Here is a 24,068-nt window from a genome sequence, read left to right on the forward strand (position 1 = left end):
CGCTACCCCTTCAGCTCTGCGGGTTCGTCGAGCGAGATGGACTGGCGGGCGCGGAACACCGCGATGATGATCGCGAGACCCACCACCACTTCGGCTGCCGCGACCACCATCACGAAGAAGGCCATCACCTGGCCGTCGAGCTGGTCGTGAATGCGGGCGAACGCCACCAGGGACAGGTTCGCCGCGTTCAGCATGAGCTCGACGCCCATGAAGGCCACGATCGCGTTGCGGCGCAGCAGCACCGCGGCGGAGCCTATCGCGAACAGGATCGACGCGAGGATCACGTAGTTCATCGGGTTCACTGCGCGCCCTCCTCGTCCCGGCCCTCGCGGCGGCCCTTGCGGTCGTCGGCGTCGCCGGACGGCGCTCCCGACGGCCGCTGGTAGTCCTCGGGATTGTTGGTGTTCTCGAGGCGAGCGCGGAACTCGGTGCCTTCGGCCATCTGGTTCCTGGCCTCCAGCACGCGGGAGACGGAGTGCTCGATGGGCTGCCCATCGGGATCGATCGCGGGGGCGTCCAGCGAGTTGCTGCGCGCGAAGACGCCCGGCATCGGCTTGTTGACCGGGTCCGCTCCGGCGAGCACGCGGGCCGCCTGGAGCTCGGTCTGCGTCCGACGCGGGGTCAGGCGCGGGACGTGCGTCATCACCAGCGCGCCCACGGCCGCGGTGATGAGCAGCGCGCCCAGCACCTCCATGACGAGCACGTATTCGCCGAACAGCACCATGGCGATCTCTTCCGGATTGCCGACCACGCCGCGCGGGGCGGGCTCGATGGTCACGCGACCCACGACGGCGATCAGCAGGATGGCCAGGCCGCCGGCCGCGAACAGCGCGATCCAGCGTTGGCCGGTGATCGTCTCCTTGAGATCCTCGCGCTGGTCGACGCCGACCAGCATGAGCACGAACAGGAACATCATCATGACGGCGCCGGTGTAGACCACGATCTGCACCACGCCGAGGAACGGAGCGTCCAGTCCCACGTACGCCGCCGCGAGGCCCACCATCACGAGCACGATCGACATCGCGATGTGCGCGGGCCTGCGCGCGAACAGCAGGGACAGCGCCGGGATCACGGTGATCGTGGCGACCACCCAGAAGAGCACCTCGTTAACCACGGCGGGCCTCCGCGGTCTCGCCGTCACGGTCCTTGCCGCGGTTCTCGGGCAGCGTCGGGTCGTCGGGGCGGCGCTCGCGCACCCACTCGACCTGGGCGTCCACGACCTGGGTCACGTCGCCGCGGTAGTAGTCGTCGTCCTCCGTGTCGGGGACCATCGGGTGAGGGGCGGCCAGCATCGCGTCCTGCATAGGGGCGAGCAGGTCCTGCTTCTCGTAGATGAGGCCCTCGCGGGTGGGACCGGCGAGCTCGTACTCGTTGGTCATCGTCAGCGCACGCGTGGGGCACGCCTCGATGCACAGCCCGCAGAAGATGCACCGCAGGTAGTTGATCTGGTAGACGCGGCCGTAGCGCTCTCCCGGCGAGTACTGGGCGTCCTCGGAGTTCGAGTCCCCCTCGACGTAGATCGCATCGGCCGGGCAGGCCCACGCGCACAGTTCGCAGCCGATGCACTTCTCGAGCCCGTCCGCGTAGCGGTTGAGCTGGTGGCGCCCGTGATAGCGCGGCATCGCCGGGGTCTTCTTGTCCGGGTACTGCTCGGTGACCGTGGGGCGGAAGAAGTTCCGCATCGTCACGCCGAAGCCGGCGACCGGCGCGAAGGCGCGGCCGAGTGCACCGGGCTCAGGGAAGTTGGACTCGAAGCGCTGGGCCTCGCCATCCCGCTCACGATTGACCTTCCAGACGTCGTCGTGCTCGGTCATTCGGCGCCTCCTTCGCTCGTAGTGCCGCCCGCACGTGCCTCGACCGTGCGGCCGGAGCGGGGTGACGGGGGCAGGGTCTGGTGGGGCAGCGGCGGCACGGGGAAGCCGCCGGCGAACGCATCGAGCTCCTCGTGCTCGGGCTCCTGTGGCTCGACGGGCTCGCCCTTGATGAAACTGATCACCGCGACGGTGAGCAGGATCGCGATCAAGCCGGCGACCGCATCGTACACAGCCAGGTCGCGGTCCCACGCGTCGAAGGCGGCGCGGCCCACCGAGAAGAACACGAGCCAGCCGAGGCCCACGGGGATCAGGACCTTCCAGCCCAGCTTCATGAACTGGTCGTAGCGGAACCGCAGCAGCGACCCGCGGATCCACACGAACACGAACATCAGCAGCCAGATCTTGAGGATCAGCCAGATGGGCGGCATGATGCCGGAGTTCAGGAACTCGGCCCCCGGCCACGACTGCGGCCAAGGCGCCTGCCAGCCGCCCATGAAGAGCGTGGCCGCCACGGCCGACACGTTGATCATGTTCATGTACTCGGCCAGGAAGAACCACGCGAACTTCATGGAGGAGTACTCCGTCATGAAGCCGGCCACCAGCTCGCCCTCCGCCTCGGGCAGGTCGAACGGCAGCCGGTTGGTCTCGCCGACCATCGAGATGACGTAGAGGATGAAGGCGGGGAACAGCGGCCAGATCCACCATCGATCGGCCTGCGCCTCCACGATGCCGCTGGTCGACATGGTCCCCGACAGCAGGAACACCGTGACGAGCGACAGGCCCATCGCGAGTTCGTACGAGATCACCTGGGCCGTCGACCGGATGGAACCCATGAGCGGGTACGTCGACCCGGATGCCCAGCCACCCAGCACGATGCCGTACACGCCCAGCGCGGCGCACGCCAGGATGAACAGCGTGGCCACCGGGAAGTCGGTGAGCTGAAGCGGGGTGACGATGTCGGTGCCGGGGATGCTCGTCACGGGGCCGAAGGGAATCACCGCGAAGATCAGCAGCGCGCAGAACACCGAGATCATGGGCGCGATGATGTACAGCACCTTGTCCGCAGCACGGACGGTGATGTCCTCCTTGAACAGCAGCTTCATCGCGTCCATCACGGACTGGAGCAGGCCGAACGGACCGTGGCGGTTGGGCCCGGGGCGCTCCTGCAGCCGGCCGATCACGCGGCGCTCGAACCACACCGCGAACAGCACGGACGTGAGCAGGAAGACCAGGATCAGGACGGCCTTCACGATGGACAGCCACAGGGGGTCGTTCGCGAGCGCCTCCGTCACCGTGAGGGACGCCGGGTCGACGACCTCGGTGCGCAGCCCAGCAAGCGTCAGCATCAGATGCCACCCTTCACGCGGACAAGGGAACCAGGCTCGACGCCGAGCTCCTGGGCCACCCAGGATCCCGGCGACTTGGCGGGCACCCACACCACGCCATCGGCCATCTCGGTGAGGACCACGGGCAGCTCGATCGCGCCGCGGCCGCCGGCCGTCAGCGTGACGACTCCATCCTTGACGCCGATGCGCTCGGCAGTGGCCGGCGACAGGCGGGCCACCGCGGTACGCCCGGTGCCGGCGAGGTAGGGCTCGCCGTCCTGCAGCGCACCCTCGTCCACCAGCAGGTGCCACGAGGCCAGCACGAGCTCGTCGCTCGCGGGCTTGACCGGCTTGGCCGGCTTGGCGGTGGGCGCGCTCACGCGCTGCCCCTTGCCGGCGGCACCCAGCTCCGCGAGCTGCTCGTTGACGTCCTCGACGGTGCCGACCTTGAGATCCGCGCCGAGTTCGCGTGCCAGGAAGTCCAGGGCGCGGTGGTCGGAGATCGCGTCGGTGCGGATCGCCGTGGCGAACCCGCGCATGCGACCCTCCCAGTTGACGAACGTGCCGGGCTTCTCGGACGGCGGGGCGACCGGCAGCACCACGTCGGCGTGCCGGGTGACATCGGTGCGCCGCACCTCGAAGGAGACCACGAAGTCGGTCCGGTCGAGGGCGCGCGCGAGGTCGTCCGTGAGGTCGGACGGGGTCACTCCGCCGACGATGAGTCCCGACAGCTGACCCGCAGCCGCGGCGGCGATGATCTCCGCCGCTGAGCGTCCCGTCTCCTCAGGCAGGGAATCGACGCCCCAGGCCTGAGCGACGGCCTCGCGGGCCGATGCGGCGGCCGCGTCGCGACCTCCGGGCAGCAGTCCCGGCAGGGCTCCCGCCTCGACGGCTCCGCGCTCTCCCGCGCGGCGAGGGATCCACACCAGCCGCGCGCCCGTCCGCTTGGCGAGGCGCAGTGCCTCGGACAGCGCACCGGGGGAACCGGCGAGCCGTTCGCCCACGATGATGACCGAACCCTCGGCCTTGAGCGACTCGGCCGCATCGGTCGATCCCTTGATCGCGGCCAGAGCGGCACCCTCACTGCCAGGGACGGACTCGATCAGCGTTGCGCCCAGCTTCTCCACCCCGCGGGACAGGAACGGGGCGACGGTGAGCACCCGCTGGGAGCCGAAGGCCTTGCGCAGGCGCAGGAAGACCACGCCGCCCTCGTCCTCGGGCTCGAAGCCCGCGAGGAGCACGGTCGGCGCCTTCTCGAGATCCGCGAAGGTGACGCCCATCCCCGATCCCGCCACGGTCGCGCCGAGGAAGGCCTGCTCCTCGTCGGAGGCGGTGCGGGTGCGGACGTCCACGTCGTTGGTCCCGAGAGCGACCCGGGCGAACTTCTGGTAGGCGTACGCGTCCTCCATGGTGATGCGCCCGCCGGGGAGCACTCCCACGCCCTTGGCCTTCTTGTCGGCGGGGGTCCCGGTGCGGCCGGCCGCGGCACGCAGGCCCTCGGCGGCGCGCGCGATCGCATCGGGCCATGAGGCCTCGTGGAGCTCGCCGTCCTCGCCGCGCACGAGCGGGCGCTCGAGGCGGTCGGAGAGGTTCTGCCACGAGAAGGCGAACCGGTCCTTGTCGGTGATCCACTCCTCGTTCACCACCGGGTCGTTGTCCGACAGCCGGCGCAGGATCGTGCCGCGACGGTGATCCGTGCGGATCGCGGCACCCGAGGAATCGTGCTCGGAGATGCCGGGCGAGCTCACGAGGTCGAACGGGCGGGAGCGGAACCGGTAGGCGGCGCTGGTCAGCGCGCCCACGGGGCAGATCTGCACGGTGTTGCCGGAGTAGTACGAGGAGAATGCGCGACCGGACTCGTCCTCGGCGGCGACGCCGATGGGCTCGTAGCCGTCGAAGTCGAGCACGTCCTCGTCGAACGTGCCAATTTGCTGCATCGCGCCGCGGTTCTGCAGGTCGATGAAGGCGTCGCCCGCGATCTCCTTGGAGAAGCGGGTGCAGCGCTGGCACAGCACGCAGCGCTCGCGGTCGAGCAGGATCTCCGAACTCAGCGGCAGCGGCTTCTCGAACACGCGCTTGACGTCGATGAACCGCGACTCGGAGCGCCCGTGGCTGAGCGCCTGGTTCTGAAGGGGGCACTCGCCGCCCTTGTCGCACACCGGGCAGTCGAGCGGGTGGTTGATGAGCAGCAGCTCCATCACGCCCTCCTGGGCGCTCTTGGCCTCTTCCGAGGTGTGCTGCGTGTTGACGATCATGCCGTCCATCGCCTGCATGGTGCAGGACGCCTGCGGCTTGGGGAACGCACGGACGTTGCCCTCGCGGTCGGGAGCCGCGACGTCCACCAGGCACTGGCGGCACGCGCCTGCCGGGGCCAGCAGCGGGTGATCGCAGAACCTCGGGATGTCGATGCCCACCTGCTCGGCGGCGCGGATGATGAGGGTGCCCTTGGGCACCGTGGTCTCCGTGCCATCGATCGTCAGGGTGACGGTCTCGACGGTCTCGGCCGTGGCCTTGTCCGCGGTCGAGGTCATGCGTGCGCCTCCTCGGGTGCCGGGGCTGAGTCGTAGTCGAACAGTGCCGACGCTGAGTGGTCGAACGGGCATGCGCCCTGGACGATGTGCTGCTCGTACTCCTCGCGGAAGTACTTCACCGAGCTGGTGATGCAGCTGGTGGCGCCGTCGCCGAGCGCGCAGAACGCGCGGCCGAGGATCGACTCGCAGGTGTCGAGCAGCTGCTGGATGTCGGCGTCGGTGCCGTGGCCGTCCTCGATGCGCTCGAGGACCTGGGCCAACCAGAACGTTCCTTCGCGGCACGGCGTGCATTTGCCGCACGACTCGTGCTTGTAGAACTCCGTCCACCGCGTCACGGCTCGCACCACGCAGGTGGTGTCGTCGAACAGCTGCAGCGCGCGGGTGCCGAGCATCGAGCCCGCCGCGCCCACCGACTCATAGTCGAGGGGCGTGTCGAGGTGCTCGTCGGTGAACAGGGGGGTCGAGGACCCGCCGGGCGTCCAGAACTTGAGCGGTCGGCCGTTGCGCATTCCGCCGGCCATCTCGAGCAGCTCGCGCAGCGTGATGCCGAGCGGCGCCTCGTACTGTCCCGGGTTGGTGACGTGGCCGGACAGCGAGAACAGGCCCATGCCCTTGGAACGCTCGGTGCCCATCGACGTGAACCATTCCACGCCCTTGTCGACGATCGACGGCACGGAGGCGATGGACTCGACGTTGTTGACCACCGTGGGGCGTGCGTACAGGCCCTCGACGGCGGGGAACGGCGGCTTGAGGCGCGGCTGGCCGCGGCGGCCCTCGAGAGAGTCGAGCAGCGCCGTCTCCTCACCGCAGATGTACGCGCCCGCGCCGGCGTGGACGGTGACGTCCAGGTCGTAGCCGGAGCCGTGGATGTTGGTGCCGAGGTGGCCGGCCTCGTAGGCCTCGCGCACCGCCTGCATCAGACGGCGGTACACGTGCACCACCTCGCCACGCAGGTAGATGAAGGCGTGGTTGCTGCCGATCGCGAACGAGGTGATCGCCACGCCCTCGACGAGCAGGTGGGGCGCCGAGAGCATGGTCGGGATGTCCTTGCAGGTGCCCGGCTCCGACTCGTCGGCGTTCACCACGAGGTAGCGCGGCAAGCCATCGTCAGGGGGCAGGAATCCCCACTTCATGCCGGTCGGGAACCCGGCTCCGCCGCGTCCGCGCAGGCCGGAGTCCTTGACGGCCGCGATGAGGTCGGCGGGCTCCATGCCCAGCGCCTTCTTGAGGGCGCCGTAGCCGCCGCGGTCGGTGTACGTGCTCAGCTTCCAGGACTGCTCGGCGTCCCAGGTCGCGCTCAGTACGGGGGTCAGTTCCGTCACTTCGACTCCTCCCAGCCCTGCTCGCGTGCGACCTTGAGTCCCACGACCGTCGGCTCGCCGACGCCCTGGTCCTCATCCGCACGCCCGTCCTCGAAGCCTGCGAGCACGCGCGACATCTCCTTGAAGGGCGCCACCTTGGCCGACCCGCGGGTGGGCGTCACGTCGCGGCCCTCGAGAATGTCGTCCACGACGCGCAGCGCGCGGTCGGGCGTCATGTTGTCGAAGAATTCCCAATTGACCATCATCACCGGCGCGTAGTCGCATGCCGCGTTGCACTCGATGCGCTCGAGAGTGACGCGACCGTCGGCCGTGGTCTCGTCGTGGCCGACCCCGCAGCGCTCGGACAGCTGTCGCCAGATCTCGTCACCGCCCATCACTGCACACAGGGTATTGGTGCACACCCCCACCTGGTACTCGCCGTTGGGACGGCGCTTGTACTGCGTGTAGAACGTGGCGACCGCGCTCACCTCCGCGCTGGTGAGGTCCACCTGCCGGGCGCAGAAGGCGATGCCGTCCGGGCTGACGTAGCCATCCACCGACTGCACCAGGTGCAGCAGCGGCAGCAGCCCCGAGCGCTTGACGGGATAGCGGCCCAGGATCTCGGCGGCGTCCTTCTCGAGCTGCTCGAGCGTCTCGACGTCGTAGGTCATCGGTCCACGCCTCCCAGCACCATGTCGATCGAGGCGATGGCCACCACGACGTCGGCCACCTGACCGCCCTCGCACATGATCCCCAGCGCCTGCAGGTTGTTGAAGCCGGGGTCGCGGAAATGCGCGCGCCACGGCTTGGTGCCGCCATCCGAGACGAGGTGCACGCCGAGCAGCCCCTTGGGACCCTCGATCGCCTGGTAGACCTGTCCCGCGGGCACCTCGAAGCCCTCGGTCACGAGCTTGAAGTGGTGGATGAGGGCTTCCATCGACTCGCCCATGATGTGGCGGATGTGGTCGAGAGAGTTGCCCTGTCCGTCGGGGCCGAGCGCAAGCTGAGCGGGCCACGCGATCTTCTTGTCCGCGACCATCACCGGACCGTCGCCCAGCTGCTCGAGCCTGTCGACGCACTGCTCGACGATCTTGAGGGACTCGTAGCACTCCTCCATGCGCAGCATCAGCCGCGACCAGGCGTCCTGGTCGGTCGACGTCGGCACCTGGAAGTCGTAGGTCTCGTAGCCGCAGTACGGCTCGGACTTGCGCAGGTCGTAGGGCAGGCCGGTCGAACGCAGAATGGGCCCGGTGATCCCGAGCGCCATGCACGCGGACAGGTTGAGCTCCGCGACGCCCTTGAGGCGGCCCTGGAGGATGGGGTTCTTGGCCTGCAGCGCCACCAGCTCGTCGAGCTTGGCGCGCACCTTGGGGATCATCGCGCGGATCTGGTCGACGCCGCCCTCGGGCAGCCCCGTGGAGACGCCGCCGGGGCGAATGTAGGCGTTGTTGCTGCGCAGGCCGGTGATCGCCTCGATCACGCGGAAGGTCTCCTCGCGACCCACGAAGGACGTGGTCATGATCGTGGTGGCGCCCAGCTCGTTGCCGCCGGTGCCGATCGCCACGAGGTGGCTGCCGATCCTGGTGAGCTCCATCATCATGACGCGCAGCACGGAGGCACGCTCAGGAATGTCGTCGGTGATGCCCAGCAGCTTCTCGATGCCCAGGCAGTACACCAGCTCCTGGCTCATCGAGGCGACGTAGTCCATACGGGTGCAGAACGTGACGCCCTGCGTCCACGTCCGGTACTCCATGTTCTTCTCGATGCCCGTGTGCAGGTAGCCGATGCCCGCGCGGGTCTCGGTGACCGTCTCGCCCTCGATCTCGAGCATCACGCGCAGCACGCCGTGCGTGGACGGGTGCTGGGGGCCCATGTTGACGACGATCCGCTGCTGACCCAGACGCTTGGCCTCTTCGACCACGTCGGACCAGTCGGAGCCATAGACGGTGTACTCGGGGGCGTCGGGGTCCTCCACGAACGCGTGGGGAGCGTGCGGCGCTTGAGTGCTCATCGGTACTGCCTCCGCTCGTCGGGCGACGGGATCTCCGCGCCCTTGTACTCGACCGGGATGCCACCCAGAGGGTAGTCCTTGCGCTGCGGGTGGCCGACCCAGTCGTCCGGCATCTCGATGCGGGCGAGCGACGGGTGGTCGTCGAAGATGATCCCGAAGAAGTCCCAGGTCTCGCGCTCGTGCCAGTTGTTCATCGGGTACACGGAGACCACGGACGGGACGTGCGGATCGTCGTCCCCGACGGCGACCTCGAGCCGCAGCCGACGGTTGTGCGTGATCGACTGCAGCGGATACACGGCGTGCAGCTCCCGGCCCTTGTCGGCCGGGTAGTGCACGCCCGAGACCCCCAGGCACATCTCGAAGCGCAGATCCTGGTCGTCGCGCAGGTGACGGCACACGTCGACCAGGTGGTCACGCTGGATGTACAGCGTGAGCTCGCCGCGGTCGACGACGACGAACTCGATCGCCTCGTCGGCGGCGTCGCCCAGCAGCTCGGTGAGGATGTCGACGGCGCCGTCGAACCACTCCCCGTAGGGCCGCTCGGTGGCGCCGGGCATCTGCACGCGCTGCACCAGCCCGTCGTAGCCGGACGTGTCGCCGCGAGCGCCGAACATGCCCTCGCGGACGTTGATCAGCGTCAGGGGCTCGCGGCCCTCCGGGGCAAGGGCGTCGAGCTGCTTGTCGTCGCTCACCGCAGCAGGCCCTTCTGGTCCGAGGTCGGGGTGGCCTTGAGCGCTGCGGACTCCGCGGCGGCCGCGATCTCGCGGCGGTTCTCGCCCATGGGCGTGTTCCGCACCTGCTCCTGAAGTTCGAGGAGCGCGTACATCAGCATCTCGGGGCGCGGCGGGCAGCCGGGCAGGTAGATGTCGACGGGGATCACGTGGTCGACGCCCTGGACGATGGCGTAGTTGTTGAACATGCCGCCCGAGGAGGCGCACACACCCATGGAGATGACCCACTTGGGCTCCGCCATCTGGTCGTACACCTGGCGCACGATGGGCGCCATCTTGTTCGACACGCGGCCGGCCACGATCATCATGTCGGCCTGGCGGGGCGAACCACGGAACACCTCGGAGCCCAGTCGCGAGATGTCGAACCGGGACGTGCCGGTCGCCATCATCTCGATCGCGCAGCACGCGAGGCCGAACGTCGCCGGCCACAGCGAGCCGGCCCGCATGTAGCCCACGAACTTCTCGACCGTGCCGAGCATGAATGGAGGTGCGTTCTCTTCAATACCCATAAGTCAGTCCCACTCGAATCCGCCGCGGCGCCACTCGTACACGAAGGGGATCGTGATGAGGGCGAGGAATGTCATGGTCGCGATGAGCCCGAACCAGCCGAGCGCATCGTGCGCCACAGCCCAGGGGTACAGGAACACGACCTCGATGTCGAAGATGATGAAGGTCATCGCGACCAGGTAGTACTTGATGGGGATGCGCCCGCCGCCGACGGCGCCGGGGGTGGGCTGCAGACCGGACTCGTACTGGTCCACCTTCGCGGAGTTGTACCGCTTGGGGCCGCCCACGAGTGAGCTGACCACGAGGCCCGCCACCGCCAGCGCTGCGGCGACGACGATCATCACCACGATCGGCACGTACGGATTCACTCGTCGATTCCCTTCATCGTTAGCTGCTCAACTACCGGTCCGAGCCTCACGCCGCCGGGGCGACTCGCGTGAGTGCGGACAACAGCCTGTCAGCCCAGTCGCCGCCACGCGGCTCGTAGACATCTGCCAGCAGTTTATGCGTAAACCTCATCACGGTTGGCTGGGGCAGTCCGTAGCGGGTGCACGCCTTCATGACCTGGGGGTGGGCGATCAACTGCGCGAACACACGCCCTAGAGAGTAGTACCCACCGAGCTGTTCCTTCATCTGCCGTGCGTAGCCCACGAGCGCGGCCTCCTTGGCGAGATCGCTGGACGCAGAGCGCCACCGAACCATCGCATCGGCCGCCGTCCTGGCCGCCTGCATCGCGTAGGCGATACCCTCGCCGTTGAACGGATTGACCATGCCGCCCGCGTCGCCGATGAGCATCATGCCCGGCACGTAGTGCGGCTGGCGGTTGAAGGCCATCGGGATCGCGGCGCCCTGCACCTTGGAGACCGGGGAGTCGGCGTCGAATCCCCAGCCGGGCGTGTTGTGGCGCAGCCAGCCGTCCATGAGCGCACGGTGGTCGAGCTTGGACGGGGAGCCGTTCGGGCTCAGCGTGCCGAGGCCCACGTTGGCGGTGCCGTCGCCGAGGGGGAAGATCCACCCGTAGCCGGGCAGCAGGTTGCTGCGGCCCGGCTCGCCGTCCCAGATCTCGAGGTGCCCCTCCATCCACTCCTCATCGTGGCGGGGGGTCTCGAAGTAGGTGCGGACCGCAACGCCCATCGGCCGGTTGCTCATGCGCTCGATGCCGAGACCCAGCGCGATGCGCGCGCTCACTCCGTCGGCCGCGATCACCACCGGGGCGGTGTACGTCACCTCGTCGCCGGTCTTGCGACCGTTCTGGTCGGTCTGCTTGGCAGTCACGCCCGTGACGCGCCCGGTGCGCTCGTCGCGGGTGGCGCCGGTGACGAACCAGCCCTCGCGGACATCGGCGCCCGCGCTGCGCGCGTGCTCGGCCAGCTTGTGGTCGAAGCTGGCCCGGGGAAGCGACAGGCCGTAATCGGGGAATGAGTCCTGCTCGTGCCACGGGAACTCGAGGCGGTGCCCGCCGCCGACCATGCGCAGCCCCCAATTGGGGATCCAGCCCTCGTCGCGCGGGGTGGGCAGGCCGATCAGCTCGAGCTCGCGCACCGCACGTGGCGTCAGTCCGTCTCCGCACACCTTCTCGCGCGGGAAGCGCGACTTCTCGAGGGCGATGACGTCGAAGCCCTCGCGGGCCAGATAGTGCGCCGCCGCTGAGCCGCCAGGCCCGGCGCCCACGACGATCACATCCGCTTCAGTTCGCACGCCCCCCAGGGTACGCGTCGCGCGGGGATGCGCATGCACGCGAAAAGGCCCCGTCCCCGCACGCAAATGGCAACCTTCCCGTTGCGAAAATGGCAGCCGCCCGTGCCCGCCTAGGCTGAACCCATGAGCATCGGAGCGACCTGGGCAGGCACGCACACGTTCGGGGCGGCCGAGCTGATCGACGCGCGGTCGATCCCCGAGGTGCAGGACGCCGTCGCCGGGGCCGACGGCCCGGTGCGTGCGCTCGGCACCCGGCACAGTTTCAACGACCTTGCGGACTCTGCCGGCCGGCTCGTCACCGTCACGGGCATCCCGGCCGAGCCGGAGGTCGACGAGTCCACGCGCACCGTGACGGTGGGCGCCGGCACCCGCTACGGAGAGCTCGCGGTGTGGCTCGAGGCCCGCGGCTGGGCGCTGCACAACATGGGCTCGCTCCCTCACATCTCGGTGGCAGGTGCGGTCGCGACCGGCACGCACGGTTCGGGGCTCGCCAACGGCTGCCTGTCCGATGCGGTCGCCGGGCTCTCCTACGTCAATGCGGCGGGCGAGCTGGCCTACGCGCGGCGGGGTGACGAGGGCTTCGCCGGGCTCGTGGTCGGACTGGGCGCCTACGGGATCGTGGTGCGCGTGACCCTCGACATCCAGCCCACGTACCGCGTGCGCCAGGACGTGTACCGCGGCCTGTCCTGGGAGGCCGCGCTCGGGGACCTGCGCGGCATCATGGGGGCCGGATACTCAGTGAGTCTGTTCACTATGTGGGACGAGCCCACGATCCAGCAGGCATGGCGCAAGACCCGCATCGGCGTGGGCGAGGACCCCCAGGACGGCTGGCAGGGCGCGCGATTCGAGACTGCGGCGGAGTCCGGCCTGGTGGATGTGCCTCCCGCGAACCTCACGGTCAAGGGAGGAGTGCCCGGCCCGTGGCTCGAACGGCTGCCGCACTTCCGGCTCGACCAGACCCCGTCCAATGGCGACGAGATCCAGACCGAGTACTTCGTCGCGATCGACGACGGCGCCGATGCCCTCCGCGCGGTGCGCGAGCTCGGCCCCGAGATCGCGCCTCACCTGCTGGTGTCCGAGCTGCGCACGATCGCGGCCGACGAACTGTGGCTCTCCGGCGCCTACGGACGCGACACCCTCGCCATCCACTTCACGTGGCGCAACTCCCCCGCGGCCGTCGCCGCTCTCACGCCGCGCATCGAACGAGCCCTCGCGCCCTTCGGTGCGCGCCCGCACTGGGGCAAGGTGAACACCATGACGGCCGAGCGGATAGCTGCGGTCACGCCACGCCTCGCCGATGCGCGCGCCCAGTTCGAGTCGCTCGATCCCGCGGGCCGGTTCGCCAACGATCACCTGCGCCGGCTCGGCATTCGCCTGTAGGCGCTCCGGCCCCGCCCCTCTCAACCTCGAACGAGGCAACTCACGTCCACGAGTGCTTGCCGTCGCGCCCGTTCGAGGCACGTCACGCTCATACCCCCGTGTGACCAAGGTGCTCGCCGAGGTCGACGGTGTTTCTCGACACGTGAGCGTCGTTTGCCTCATGGGGGCCAACTCGAGGCCCACCATGGGCGTGACGTGCCTCGTTCGGGGGGAGCGGGCGGAGCGGGGGTGCGGCACGCCGGCCCTGACGCCCGACGTAGGCTTGCGAGGTGAGCGTGCTTGCCGCCAGCCCAGGGCCCCTCGTCGTCCGGACCCTCGAGATCCCGCACCCAGGGGACCTGCTCGCGCTGCTGCCGGAAGGCGGCACCTCATGGGTCCGCCGCGGCGAGGGCCTCATCGCGTGGGGCGAGTCCGCTCGCCTGGACACGGGCGGTGCCCAGCGCATCGACGAGGCCGACGCATGGTGGCGCCGTGTCACACGTCACGCCGTGGTCCGCGACGACGTGCGCGTGGCGGGGACCGGGCTCATCGCCTTCGGGTCCTTCGCCTTCGCGGACGCATCGGCGGCGGGCGGCGCACTCGTGGTTCCGCGCTACGTCGTCGGGGTTCGCGACGGCCGCTGCTGGTTCACGGTGATCGACGGCGACGGCCTCACCGAGCTGCCGTCGCTGGAGCAGGCGCTCGGCGGCGCGACCCCGCCGGCCGCCATCCCCGCGGTCTCGATCGATGATGGCGACCGGGACGCCTGGGCGCACGCGGTCGCATCGGCCGTGGACCGCATCGGCTCGGGGGAGCTCGACAAGGTGGTCCTGGCGCGCGCAGTGGACGCGCACGCCGACGGGCCGGTCGATGTGCGCGCCGTGCTCGCGGCGCTGGCCGCCGACTACCCCAGCTGCTGGGCGTTCCACGTGGACGGGCTCGTGGGCGCGACACCAGAACTGCTCGCGAGGGTCGACCACGGGCTCGTCACGTCGCGCGTGCTCGCCGGCACGATCCGGCCCACGGGCGACGAGACGGCGGATCTCGCCCATGCGGCGGCGCTCGCGCGCTCCTCGAAGGACCGCGAGGAGCACGAGTACGCCGTGAAGTCCGTCACGAACGTGCTCGGCGCTCACTGCGCCTCGGTCAATGTGCCCGACGAGCCGAGCGTGCTCCACCTCCCCAACGTCATGCACCTCGCCACCGACGTCACTGGGGTGCTGAGCCACAACGCGAGCGCTCTCGAGCTGATCCGCGAACTGCATCCCAGCGCCGCGGTGTGCGGCACGCCCACCCTGGCGGCCGCGCACGTGATCGACGAGCTCGAGGGCATCGACCGCGGCCGCTACGCGGGGCCCGTGGGCTGGATAGACGCCGCCGGCGACGGCGAGTGGTGCATCGGCCTGCGATCGGCGGAGATCGACGCGGCGGACCCGAGCCGCCTGCGGCTGTTCGCCGGCTGCGGCATCGTCGCCGCGAGCGAGCCGGATGCGGAGTGGGCCGAGTCTGAGGCCAAGCTCGAGCCGATGCGCCGCGCGCTGGGCGCGCGAAGCGGAGCCTGACCAGGCACAATCGAGGAAGGCATGCGCTCGAGTACTGAGGTCAGGCGGACCTTGAGCGGAAGGCGCCGTCGCCGGGAGGTGTCGTGACTGAGAAGGCAGACCGCACCGTCGCGGGTGCAGCCGCGGACGACGAGCGCCGGGCGTGGGACCGGCGCTACCGCGAGCGCGACCGGATCTGGACCGGACACCCGAACACCCCGCTGATCGACGAGGTCGAACCCATCGTCACGCCCGGAAGCGCACTCGATGTGGGGTGCGGCGAGGGGGCGGACGCGGTCTGGCTGGCGCGCAACGGCTGGCTCGTGACTGCCGTGGACCTGTCACCCGTCGCCGTCGAGCGGGCGCTCTCCCACGCGGAGACGGCGGGCGTGGCGCAGCACGTCACCTTCACTGACGAGGACCTCGAGACCGTGGTCGGTTCGCGGGGCCCCTGGAACCTCGTCACGTCGATGTACACGCACCCCGCGCAAGGCGGACGGTGGCTGGTGGAGACCCTGGCCCCGGCGGTGGCGCCGGGCGGCATGCTGCTGGTGGTCGCCCATCACCCGACGGATCCGCACGCGGCGGAGCACCCCTCGCTGCTGGCCAAGACGTTCGCGGCCGAGGACGTGGCGGGCGCGCTCGACCGGTCGGTGTGGGAGGTGTCGGCGACGCTTCGCGAGCGCACCACACGCGAGCCGAACGGCCGCGAGCGACTGTGGCGCGACTCGGTGCTGGTGGCGCGCCGCCACGGCTGACCGCCCGGGCCACGGCCCGAGGTCCCGGGTGAGGCGGCGAAGCCGTTGCTAGCGTCCGCCACATGAGCATCGACACCACCTGGGCCTACCGCGTCTGCGCACCGCACCGCTTCGAGCGCGTCGACGAGTCGCCCCCACTGTCCATCGATCCCGGAGAACTGCTCGTCGAGCTGACGGCCGGCGCAGTGTGCGGATCGGACCTGCCGTTCGCGCGCGGGGCCATGGTGCCGGCTGGCGGGCCGGGACAAGCCGGTCGGCCCATGCATGAGGTGGTGGGCCGCGTGCTGTGCTCCGCGCACCCCGACTTCGTTGCGGGAGATCGGGTCGTGGGCTGGGCGTCCAACTGGGACGCGCTGCGACAGGTCTTCATCACGTCCGGAGATCAGGTCGCGAAGGTGCGGATGGCCGTGCCGGACACTCACGTCACGGTGGCGCAGTCGGTCGCCTGCCTGATGACCGTGTTCGATCGCTTGGGCCCCCTCGACGGCCGCTCGGTCGGGATCGTGGGGGTGGGGCCGTTCGGCCTCATGGCCAGCGTCCTGGCTCGCCATCACGGCGCCGGACGGATCGTCGGCATCGACCCGTTGGACCGCACCGTGGACGCCGACGGCCTGCCGTTCGACTCCCTGGTGCGAGACACCTCGCGCGGCTGGTCCCGCTCACTCGCGGATGCCGACCGGCCCGACGTGGTGCTCGAGATGGTGGGACATCAGACGTCCACGCTCGCCGATGCGATGGCCGCGATCGCGCCCGGCGGTTCGGTCGTGGCCTTCGGCGTCCCTGACGACGACTGGTACGCCTTGCCGCTGCGCGACTTCTTCCGCCGCGACGGCACGCTCATCACGGGCGTCACTCGCGAGCACCGCGCCATGCTGGAGCGCGCTCAGGACTTTCTGATCGAGAACCCCGCCGTGGCGGACCACATCGTCACCCACGTGTTCCCGATCCAGCAGGTCGAGCGTGCCTTCGCCGCCGCGATGCATCCGCGACCCCGCCAGCGCAAGGTCGTGCTGGAGGTCTAGACAAGGCGAGCGGCACGCCCGTGAGCTAGAACAACCGTGCCTCGACGACCTCGAGCGTGACTGGAGGCTGCGAGAGCGCGCGAGCGAGCGCATCGGCGCTGCGGACGGCGACGTGGGGAATGCCGTAGCCGGCGCAAATCGCCGCGAGATCCGCGCCGTGAGGGGTGGTGAACACGCGCTCGACCTGCGCCGCGGGTGCGGCCGCATGCTCGAGCCCAGCGAAGATGGTGCCGCCGCCGTCGTTCGCGACCACGATGCGCAGGCGCGGGCGTGACTCGAGGGGCCCGATGAGCAGGCCGCCGACGTCGTGCAGAAACGTCACGTCGCCCATCAGCGCCTGCGTGGGGCGGCCCGTGGCCAGCGCCACTCCCACCGCGGTGGACACGGTGCCGTCGATCCCGGCCAGACCGCGGTTCGCGATCACCGCAGGAACCGCCCCCGGCGTCCACACCGGGCCCACGCGGTCGACCGCACGGATGGGTCCGGACGAGCCGAGCACCGCGACGTCGGCCGCACCGAGCACCGCCATGAACGCCTGCGCCACGGCACCGCCTCCCCACGATGACACCGCCGCCTGCGCCTCCGAGGCCGCGTCACGCCAGCGCGCGAGCCACGTGGAGTCGCCAAGATCGAGCCGCCCGTCGTCGCGCGTCAGCCACGACGTGGGCACGGTGCGCACCACCTTGTCCGCGTGGCGGGGCGCCTCCCTCCAGCGCGCCCCGTGAGCGGCCACGATCAGTGACGGCGCGCGGGCGACGAGCTCCTGGACCGGCCGCGACAGCGTGGGACGTCCGATCACCACGACCTGGTGCACCTGGTCGGCCAGGTCCCGCCCGGCGGGGCTCGCGAGCACATCCAGATACGCGCCGATGCACGCGTCGCCAGCGCGCGCGCCCGACGTGGGCTCGGCGAGGAGCGGCCACCCGTGGGCCTCCGCGACGTCCCGCGCGACCTCGCCGGCGCCATCACCCGCGATGACCACGCCGCGTTCGACCGCCGGCAGCGGCCCGGGCAGGTCCTCCGGCGTCACTACAGGGGTGCCGTACGAGGGCGTCTGCTCGATGCGCGGGGGGTCGTGCCACACCCCGCCGTCCGCGCCGAGCGGGTCGCGGAACTCGAGGTCCAGGTGGACCGGGCCGGGGGTGCCGGTCATGTCGTCACGGGCAGGGTCGCCGAGAGCGATCGCGACGGCGCGCGCCGCCAGCGTCGCGGCACGACCCGGCGGCTCGTCCGGGGCGGGAGCGGGAGAGTCGGCGCTCCACCGCACGAAGGTGTCGAAGATGCCCACCTGATCCGTGGTCTGGTTCGCGCCCACGCCCCGCATCTCGCCCGGCCGGTCCGCCGTGAGCAGCAGCAGGGGGACGCCGCTGTGATGCGCCTCCATGACGGCCGGGAGCAGGTTTCCGACGGCGGTGCCCGACGTGGTGATCACGGCGACGGGGCGCGGGACGGCGGTCGCCGCGTGCCCGCGTGCGATGCCGAGCGCCAGGAACGCGGCGGAGCGCTCGTCGATCCGTACGTGCAGATTCACGCGCGGGGCGCCGAGCGGGGGGTTGCCGCCTCCTGCCTCCGCGAGGGCGTGGGCCAGGGGCCCCGACCGCGAGCCCGGGCACAGCACGAAGTCCTCGACCCCATACGCGTACAGCGACGCGACCAGCTCGCGCGCGAAGGACGCGGACGGGTGCGCGCTCACGCGGTCACCTCCAGGTCTGCGAGGCCGATGCGCCCGGCGGAGGGCAGCAGCGTGTGCGCCACCGTGTCGGTCGCGAGCAGCGCGCCGGTGCCGAGTCCGCAGGCGAGCGGCTCGTCAGGAAGCGCGCACGCGAGCGCGACCCCGGCCGCCAGCCCCACCGAGGACTCCATGGCGCTCGCCACCACCACGGGTCGCGGCGAGACCTGGTCCGCGATCTCGAGCGAGCGGCGCACGCCGCCCAGCGGGGCGGCCTTGAGGATGAAGACGTCGGCGGCATCCGCCGCGAGCACTGCGGCCGCCGATCCCGGAATGCGGATGGCCTCGTCGGCGGCGACGGGCACGTCGATCATGCGGCGCAGGCGCGCGAGGTCGTCGACGGTGTCGCATGGCTGCTCGACGTACTCGAGGCCGTCGACTCCCCCTGCACGAGCGGCCCTGTCGAGCTCCGTGATCGCGCGCACCGCCTCGTCGACGTCCCAGCCGCCATTGACGTCGATGCGAATGCGGCCGCCGGCGCCGAGCGCATCGGCCACCGCCTCCACCCTGGCGACGTCGCTGGCGAGGCCGCCGCCACCCACCTTCACCTTGGCGGTGCGCGCGCCGCCTGCGGTCGCGTACGCGCGGGCGCTGGCGGGGTCGACCTCGGGGACGATGCTGTTGACCGCCACTGAGTCGCGCACCGGTGGCGGCCACTCCCCGCGTGCTGCCTCCATCGCGGCGCGCCACCAACGGCTCGCGCGCTCGGCCGAGTAGTCGTCGAAGGGCGAGTACTCGCCCCAATGGTCGCGTCCCTCGGCGTCCGTCATGCGGATCAGCACGCCGGAGCGGCTCGTCAGGCCCCGGAACCGAGTGCGGAGCTCGACGGTGAAGGGCCGGAACTCCATGCGGCACAGCCTACGCGTCGGCGTGCTCCGAGGCCGCGCGCATCGGCACGCTCCCCGAGCCCCCGGCGTCGGCCGGTTCCCCGGCCCGCGCATCGGCCCCGCCCAGCCACGCCCCACCGCCGGGCCTCTCGGGGTGTCGCGGACAAAAGTGGTGCGTACTGTCGGGACGGGCAGGGGGCGCGGCTACGCTGGCTCGCATGAGCGACATCCCGGCGCAGGTCTCCGACACGTTCGACGCGCAGCAGTGGCGGGCGATCGACGGCTTCCCCGATGGCGACATCACCTATCACCGGTGGGTGAGTCGTGATGGCGACGAGGAACGCGACCTGCCCGCGGTGCGCATCGCCTTCAACCGGCCCGAGGTCCGCAACGCGTTCCGGCCGCAGACCGTCGACGAACTGTACAAGGCCCTGGATCACGCGCGACAGACCGCAGACGTCGCGGCAGTCATCCTCACCGGCAATGGCCCCGCGCCCAAGGACGGCGTGTGGGCGTTCTGCTCGGGCGGCGATCAGCGCATCCGCGGCAAGGACGGCTACCTCTACGAGGGCACCGCGGCCGATGCCCCAGCGCACGGCGGACGTCTCCACATCCTCGAGGTGCAGCGGCTCATGCGCACCAGCCCCAAGGTGGTCATCGCGGCGGTGAACGGCTGGGCCGCGGGCGGCGGGCACTCGCTGCATGTGGTCGCTGACCTGTCGATCGCGTCGATCGAGCACGCGCGATTCAAGCAGACCGATGCGAACGTCGGCTCGTTCGATGCGGGCTACGGCTCGGCGTTGCTTGCCCGCCAGGTGGGCGACAAGCGGGCACGAGAGATCTTCTTCCTCGCCCGCGAGTACTCGGCCGAGGACGCCGAGCGGTGGGGCGCCGTCAACGAGGCCGTACCGCACGAGAGGCTCGAGGAGACCGCGCTCGAGTATGCGAAGGCTATTGCCACCAAGTCCCCGCAGGCGATCCGCATGCTCAAGTTCGCGTTCAACCTCGCGGACGACGGGCTCGCAGGCCAGCAGGTGTTCGCCGGGGAGGCGACGCGCATGGCGTACATGACCGATGAGGCCCAGGAGGGTCGCGACGCATTCCTCGAGCGGCGCGAGCCGGACTGGACCCGGTTCCCCTACGCGTACTGACGCGGGCCTCCGAGAAACGACACTGAGCGTCCGCCAGGAGACGCGGGGAGTCGGAAACCGACGCTCAGCGCCCTCTAGGGCGCTAAGGCGGGGTAGGGACGGGCCAGCTAGCTGAAGTCGACCGAGCCCCGGCCCGCGCCGCCGGATTCCGGCACCAGCTCGACCCAGGTCTTGCCCGGAGCGAACGTCACCGGCTCGCCGCCCTCGGTCTCAAGCACGAACGGATCGTCCTGACTCGCCTTCGACCACGTGATCGGGATGTAGGAGTCACCCGACGCGGCATAGCCCGTGCCGGCGTCCCGCACGACGATGGTCTCGGGCACAGACCCCCCACCGGGCCCGCGGCCCGTCTCCCGAATGTCCACCCACAGCACGATCACGTTCGTCGCCGACAGCTGGACACCGGCAGAGGTCACGTGGGGCGATCCACCCTCGGAGCGCATCCACGCACCCTCCTCGGAGTCCCAGTCCCACGACGGCTGCATGCGTGGTGACGCGTTGATGTCGATCTCGGACACTGCGGTGCCCTCGGTGGCCACGTTCGACTCCTCGGCGGGGTACGCGTACTCGAACTGCTGAGGCGGCGCCGGCAGGTCGGCTGCCTGCGCAAAGAAGTCCTCGAGCGTGCCGTGGAGGTTGTGCGGAGCGGGCTTGCCGGAGGTGCGGAAGAACCCGTAGCCGCCCACGTCCTCGGCGATGAGCGTCATGCCGGACGCGGCCGCGTCATTGATGAACCGCCGCTGCGCACCAGAGAAGACCAGCGGCCCGTCGAATGACCCGGTGATCTTCGGGTCCATGGGCCGCAGCGAACGAATGGGTCCAACGGTCTCGGGAGTGTCGGAATGGAACACGGCGATGAGCCGCGAGATCCCGTACTCGACCTGCTCCTCGAACACGATGTCCGCCGCGTCGAGATTGGACTGCGGGCGCGCGTTGGACGAGTTCTCGATCTTGATCGCCAGCGCGGGCCGGTCCAGAGCGGTGGGGTCGGCCTCCGCGGCGTCGACACCCGTCAGCGGCCATACGATCTCGGGCCGCGGGTCCGGCGGCGGGCTGGGCGCAGCAGACCGGGACGGGGTGGGCGAGGCCGTCTGGGTGGTCGCCGGCGGCTCGATCACCTCAGCCGACGAGCACGCCGCGAGCGCCATCGCCCCCGCAACGGCCAAGGCGATCACGGACACGGCACGCTGGACTCTCATGCGCGCCATTCTAGGCGCGCCCTACGCTTGATCCATGAACTACGCCCGGCTCGTCGACGAAGGTCTCGCCGCGGTCGACGCCGCACTGTCAGGCCGCGCGCGCGGAATCGCGGTGCGGACCTCGGGCTCGACCGGCGAGCCGCGCGAGGCGCTGCTCAGCGCCGATGCGGTGGTCGCCTCCGCCACCGCGACGCTCGAGCGGCTCGGCGGGCCCGGCCATTGGCTGCTCACCCTGCCGGCCGACCGCATCGCGGGCGCCATGGTCGCGGCGCGCGCCCGCGTGGGCGACACCGACCTGGTCCACGGCGACCGCGGCCCCTTCACCGCGGCGGGATTCGCCAGCGCGGCGGCGAGGATGCCGGACGGACGGCGCTACGTGTCCCTGGTGCCCACACAGCTGCGCCGCGTGCTCGCGGATCCGCGAGGCGCCGATGCGCTCGCCGCCTTCGACGCGGTGCTGGTGGGCGGCGCGCCGCCGGGGATGACGCTGCCGCCGAACGCGGTGGAGACGTACGGCATGACGGAGACCTCGGGAGGGTGCGTGTACGACGGCGTGCCGCTCGACGGCGCCAGCATCAGGATCGGAGAGGGCGGCCGGATCATGATCGCTGGGCCCATGCTCGCCGACGGCTTCGCGGATGGCGACGACTCGGCGTTCGTCGAGCGGGACGGACAGCGCTGGCTGCGCACGGGCGACGTGGGCGAGATCACCGACGGCCTGCTCACGGTGCGGGGCCGCGGCGACGACGTCATCCTCACCGGCGGCGTGAACGTCCACCCGGCGACGGTCGAACGTGCTCTGCTCGCTCAGCCCGGCATCGCCGATGCGGTGGTGGTCGGGGTGGCGGACGTTCAGTGGGGTCAGCGGGTGGTGGCGGCGGTAGTGCCCACGCCCGATGCGGTCGTCACCTTGGAGGGGCTGCGCGACGGCCTGCCCCTGGAACGCGCCGAGCTGCCCACGGCGGTGGTGGTGGTCGATTCTGTTCCGCGCACCGCTGCTGGCAAGATCGACCGGTACGCCGCACGCGCGATCACCGCGCGCATCACCGCCGAGGAGGCACCATGACGACCAGCTCCGACTGGCTCGCGGGCGCGCGACCGCGCACGCTGTGGACAGCGATCTCCCCCGTCGCGGTGGGCTCGGCGAGCGCCGCCGCCATCGGCGAGTTCGGCCTGCTGCCGGCGCTGCTCGCCCTTGGCGTCGCACTGGCGCTGCAGGTGGCGTCGAACTACGCCAACGACTACTCGGATGGCGTACGCGGCACCGACGTGGACCGGGTGGGGCCGGACCGGCTGGTGGCCACCGGCCGCGCCACCCCGAGCGCGGTCAAGTCCGCCGCCTACGTCTCGTTCGGCATCGCGGGGCTACTGGGTCTCGCCCTCGTGGTCGAATCGGGGATGTACTGGCTGCTCATCGTGGGCGCGTTCGCGATGTGGGCCGCGTGGCACTACACGGGGTCCGACCGCCCCTACGGCTATTCGGGCTGGGGCGAGGTGAGCGTCTTCGTCTTCTTCGGGCCCGTCGCGGTGCTGGGGACCCTGCTCACCCAGGCCGGCACGATCACCTGGTGGGCCGTCGCCGCATCCATCGGTGTGGGGCTCTACGCCGTCGCGCTGCTGATGGTGAACAACATCCGCGACCTCGACACGGACGCGCTGGCCGGCAAGCGCACCCTGGCGGTGAAGATGGGCTCGCACCGCGCGCGTCAGCTGTTCGCGGCCACAGTGATGCTGCCGGTGGTGGTCGCCGTGGTGGTCGCCTTCGCTCACCCGTGGGCGCTGCTCGCCACAGTGGTGGCGCTGCCGAGCCTGTACTTCGCGATCGCGATGCGGATCGACGGCGCCGTCCGCGACCAGGTGGGCATGCCGTCCGGCGGCCTCAAGATCATCTTCGCGGGGCTGTCCGCGGTAGGACTGCTCTACGGGCTCGCGCTGGCGGTGGGCATCGCTCTCTAGCGGTGCTCGCCACCCTCGAAGCGGCCGATCTCCGCGTCCTCCTCGTCGTCCGCGGCACGGATGCTGCGCTGCGAGCGGTCGATCGCACGCGCCATCTGGTCCTGCGCCGCACGCCTCATCCCCGGCAGTGCCAGGTAGGAGATGAGCCACGCGAGGATGAACGCCGCAAAGACCGCGATGACATCGAACCAACCGATGAGCCACAGCGCCGCGAGCACCGCGACGAAGATTCCCGTGCGGGCCGCCCAGTACGCAAACACCATCATGGGACTAACCTACCGGCGCGTAAGATATCTGTATGCTTCGCGTCTTGCTGATCCTGCTCTACATCGGTCCGGCGGTGTACTGCGTCGCCGAGGTCGCGCAGCACCCCGACAAGAAGCCACACGGGCTGCGAAAGTTCGTGTGGATCCTGATCATCGTGCTGATGCCCATCGTCGGTGCGGCCGCATGGCTGTACCTGAAGTGGGCGACGGGCTCCGGCGGCGGGACGCAGCGCCGCGAGCCGCGCGCACCCGACGACGATCCCGAGTACCTGAGCTGGCTGCGCAGCCAGGCACGGCGCCGCCGCCAGCGCGGCGAGGGCGACGGGCCGCTCTGACCTGACG

At 70.6% G+C, this 24,068-nt stretch carries 24 protein-coding genes; 8 read left to right on the forward strand and 16 right to left on the reverse strand.

All coding sequences use genetic code 11. The annotated features are described in order from the left end of the window. Window positions 1-2 precede the first annotated feature (2 nt). From nuoK to ACNI14_RS06415, 12 genes are read right to left on the reverse strand one after another with little or no spacing between them, the layout of a single operon-like run. Entirely contained in the window at window positions 3-302 is a 300-nt protein-coding gene (gene nuoK / locus ACNI14_RS06360; protein WP_062131310.1) for an NADH-quinone oxidoreductase subunit NuoK, read from the reverse strand. After that, a complete protein-coding gene (locus ACNI14_RS06365; RefSeq protein ID WP_420519113.1) occupies window positions 299-1,114 on the reverse strand; it encodes an NADH-quinone oxidoreductase subunit J in 816 nt (271 codons plus the stop codon). The genes nuoK and ACNI14_RS06365 overlap by 4 nt, the downstream gene beginning before the upstream one ends. Continuing rightward, window positions 1,107-1,814, reverse strand: coding sequence for an NADH-quinone oxidoreductase subunit NuoI (nuoI, locus tag ACNI14_RS06370; protein WP_420519114.1), 708 nt, complete (start codon window positions 1,812-1,814; stop codon window positions 1,107-1,109). The genes ACNI14_RS06365 and nuoI overlap by 8 nt, the downstream gene beginning before the upstream one ends. Continuing rightward, on the reverse strand, window positions 1,811-3,160 hold the full coding sequence (gene nuoH / locus ACNI14_RS06375) for an NADH-quinone oxidoreductase subunit NuoH (protein WP_420519116.1): 1,350 nt from the start codon (window positions 3,158-3,160) through the stop codon (window positions 1,811-1,813). The genes nuoI and nuoH overlap by 4 nt, the downstream gene beginning before the upstream one ends. Continuing rightward, window positions 3,160-5,670, reverse strand: coding sequence for an NADH-quinone oxidoreductase subunit G (locus ACNI14_RS06380; RefSeq protein WP_420519117.1), 2,511 nt, complete (start codon window positions 5,668-5,670; stop codon window positions 3,160-3,162). The genes nuoH and ACNI14_RS06380 overlap by 1 nt, the downstream gene beginning before the upstream one ends. After that, entirely contained in the window at window positions 5,667-6,992 is a 1,326-nt protein-coding gene (gene nuoF, locus ACNI14_RS06385; RefSeq protein ID WP_420519118.1) for an NADH-quinone oxidoreductase subunit NuoF, read from the reverse strand. Before nuoF ends, ACNI14_RS06380 begins: the two co-directional genes overlap by 4 nt. Then, window positions 6,989-7,642, reverse strand: coding sequence for an NADH-quinone oxidoreductase subunit NuoE (nuoE, locus tag ACNI14_RS06390; protein WP_420519119.1), 654 nt, complete (start codon window positions 7,640-7,642; stop codon window positions 6,989-6,991). The genes nuoF and nuoE overlap by 4 nt, the downstream gene beginning before the upstream one ends. Next, window positions 7,639-8,982, reverse strand: a complete 1,344-nt coding sequence (locus tag ACNI14_RS06395) for an NADH-quinone oxidoreductase subunit D (RefSeq protein WP_420519120.1) — start codon at window positions 8,980-8,982, stop codon at window positions 7,639-7,641. The genes nuoE and ACNI14_RS06395 overlap by 4 nt, the downstream gene beginning before the upstream one ends. Next, window positions 8,979-9,674 (reverse strand): NADH-quinone oxidoreductase subunit C, encoded by a 696-nt coding sequence (locus ACNI14_RS06400; RefSeq protein ID WP_420519121.1) that lies wholly within the window; start codon window positions 9,672-9,674, stop codon window positions 8,979-8,981. The genes ACNI14_RS06395 and ACNI14_RS06400 overlap by 4 nt, the downstream gene beginning before the upstream one ends. Next, window positions 9,671-10,222 carry an NADH-quinone oxidoreductase subunit B gene (locus tag ACNI14_RS06405; protein ID WP_420519122.1) on the reverse strand — a complete coding sequence of 184 codons (552 nt, stop codon included), beginning with the start codon at window positions 10,220-10,222 and terminating at the stop codon, window positions 9,671-9,673. Before ACNI14_RS06405 ends, ACNI14_RS06400 begins: the two co-directional genes overlap by 4 nt. A 3-nt stretch (window positions 10,223-10,225) precedes the next feature. Then, window positions 10,226-10,588, reverse strand: coding sequence for an NADH-quinone oxidoreductase subunit A (locus ACNI14_RS06410; RefSeq protein WP_420519123.1), 363 nt, complete (start codon window positions 10,586-10,588; stop codon window positions 10,226-10,228). Window positions 10,589-10,634: 46 nt separating this feature from the next. After that, the gene (locus ACNI14_RS06415) at window positions 10,635-11,918 is read right to left on the reverse strand and encodes a geranylgeranyl reductase family protein (RefSeq protein WP_420519124.1); all 1,284 of its coding nucleotides are present in this window, start codon (window positions 11,916-11,918) and stop codon (window positions 10,635-10,637) included. Between the two features lie 123 nt (window positions 11,919-12,041). Here ACNI14_RS06415 and ACNI14_RS06420 point away from each other — a divergent pair, with 123 nt between their 5' ends. The 4 genes from ACNI14_RS06420 to ACNI14_RS06435 all read left to right on the forward strand — a co-directional run bounded on the left by ACNI14_RS06420 (window position 12,042) and on the right by ACNI14_RS06435 (window position 16,598). Next, on the forward strand, window positions 12,042-13,298 hold the full coding sequence (locus ACNI14_RS06420) for an FAD-binding protein (protein WP_420519125.1): 1,257 nt from the start codon (window positions 12,042-12,044) through the stop codon (window positions 13,296-13,298). A 269-nt stretch (window positions 13,299-13,567) separates the two neighbouring features. Beyond that, entirely contained in the window at window positions 13,568-14,839 is a 1,272-nt protein-coding gene (locus tag ACNI14_RS06425) for an isochorismate synthase (RefSeq protein ID WP_420519126.1), read from the forward strand. Between the two features lie 83 nt (window positions 14,840-14,922). Then, window positions 14,923-15,576 (forward strand): class I SAM-dependent methyltransferase, encoded by a 654-nt coding sequence (locus tag ACNI14_RS06430; protein ID WP_420519127.1) that lies wholly within the window; start codon window positions 14,923-14,925, stop codon window positions 15,574-15,576. Window positions 15,577-15,638: 62 nt separating this feature from the next. After that, the gene (locus ACNI14_RS06435; RefSeq protein WP_420519129.1) at window positions 15,639-16,598 is read left to right on the forward strand and encodes a zinc-binding dehydrogenase; all 960 of its coding nucleotides are present in this window, start codon (window positions 15,639-15,641) and stop codon (window positions 16,596-16,598) included. A gap of 25 nt (window positions 16,599-16,623) precedes the next feature. Here the strand turns inward: ACNI14_RS06435 and menD are convergent, their stop codons facing one another. Then, window positions 16,624-18,291 carry a 2-succinyl-5-enolpyruvyl-6-hydroxy-3-cyclohexene-1-carboxylic-acid synthase gene (menD, locus tag ACNI14_RS06440; RefSeq protein WP_420519130.1) on the reverse strand — a complete coding sequence of 556 codons (1,668 nt, stop codon included), beginning with the start codon at window positions 18,289-18,291 and terminating at the stop codon, window positions 16,624-16,626. Further along, window positions 18,288-19,175 (reverse strand): o-succinylbenzoate synthase, encoded by an 888-nt coding sequence (locus tag ACNI14_RS06445; RefSeq protein WP_420519131.1) that lies wholly within the window; start codon window positions 19,173-19,175, stop codon window positions 18,288-18,290. The genes menD and ACNI14_RS06445 overlap by 4 nt, the downstream gene beginning before the upstream one ends. Window positions 19,176-19,372: 197 nt before the next feature. Here ACNI14_RS06445 and ACNI14_RS06450 point away from each other — a divergent pair, with 197 nt between their 5' ends. Next, a complete protein-coding gene (locus ACNI14_RS06450; protein ID WP_420519132.1) occupies window positions 19,373-20,305 on the forward strand; it encodes a 1,4-dihydroxy-2-naphthoyl-CoA synthase in 933 nt (310 codons plus the stop codon). A gap of 107 nt (window positions 20,306-20,412) precedes the next feature. On the opposite strand, the gene ACNI14_RS06455 is transcribed toward ACNI14_RS06450, so the two are convergent. Continuing rightward, window positions 20,413-21,504: a DUF3048 domain-containing protein gene (locus ACNI14_RS06455; RefSeq protein ID WP_420519133.1), complete on the reverse strand. Its 1,092-nt coding sequence runs from the start codon at window positions 21,502-21,504 to the stop codon at window positions 20,413-20,415. A 34-nt stretch (window positions 21,505-21,538) separates the two neighbouring features. On the opposite strand from ACNI14_RS06455, the gene ACNI14_RS06460 reads away from it, so the two are divergent. Both ACNI14_RS06460 and ACNI14_RS06465 read left to right on the forward strand, forming a co-directional pair. Continuing rightward, on the forward strand, window positions 21,539-22,570 hold the full coding sequence (locus tag ACNI14_RS06460) for an AMP-binding enzyme (RefSeq protein WP_420519134.1): 1,032 nt from the start codon (window positions 21,539-21,541) through the stop codon (window positions 22,568-22,570). Then, window positions 22,567-23,460, forward strand: coding sequence for a 1,4-dihydroxy-2-naphthoate polyprenyltransferase (locus tag ACNI14_RS06465; protein WP_420519135.1), 894 nt, complete (start codon window positions 22,567-22,569; stop codon window positions 23,458-23,460). The genes ACNI14_RS06460 and ACNI14_RS06465 overlap by 4 nt, the downstream gene beginning before the upstream one ends. Here the strand turns inward: ACNI14_RS06465 and ACNI14_RS06470 are convergent. Further along, complete coding sequence (locus tag ACNI14_RS06470) at window positions 23,457-23,726, reverse strand: DUF4229 domain-containing protein (RefSeq protein ID WP_420519136.1); 270 nt, start codon at window positions 23,724-23,726, stop codon at window positions 23,457-23,459. The two genes, ACNI14_RS06465 and ACNI14_RS06470, sit on opposite strands and share 4 nt — an antisense overlap. A 32-nt stretch (window positions 23,727-23,758) precedes the next feature. On the opposite strand from ACNI14_RS06470, the gene ACNI14_RS06475 reads away from it, so the two are divergent. After that, the gene (locus tag ACNI14_RS06475) at window positions 23,759-24,061 is read left to right on the forward strand and encodes a PLDc N-terminal domain-containing protein (RefSeq protein ID WP_420519137.1); all 303 of its coding nucleotides are present in this window, start codon (window positions 23,759-23,761) and stop codon (window positions 24,059-24,061) included. The last annotated feature ends 7 nt before the right edge of the window (window positions 24,062-24,068 follow it).

Source organism: Demequina pilifera, assembly GCF_048814985.1.
Lineage (GTDB): Bacteria > Actinomycetota > Actinomycetes > Actinomycetales > Demequinaceae > Demequina.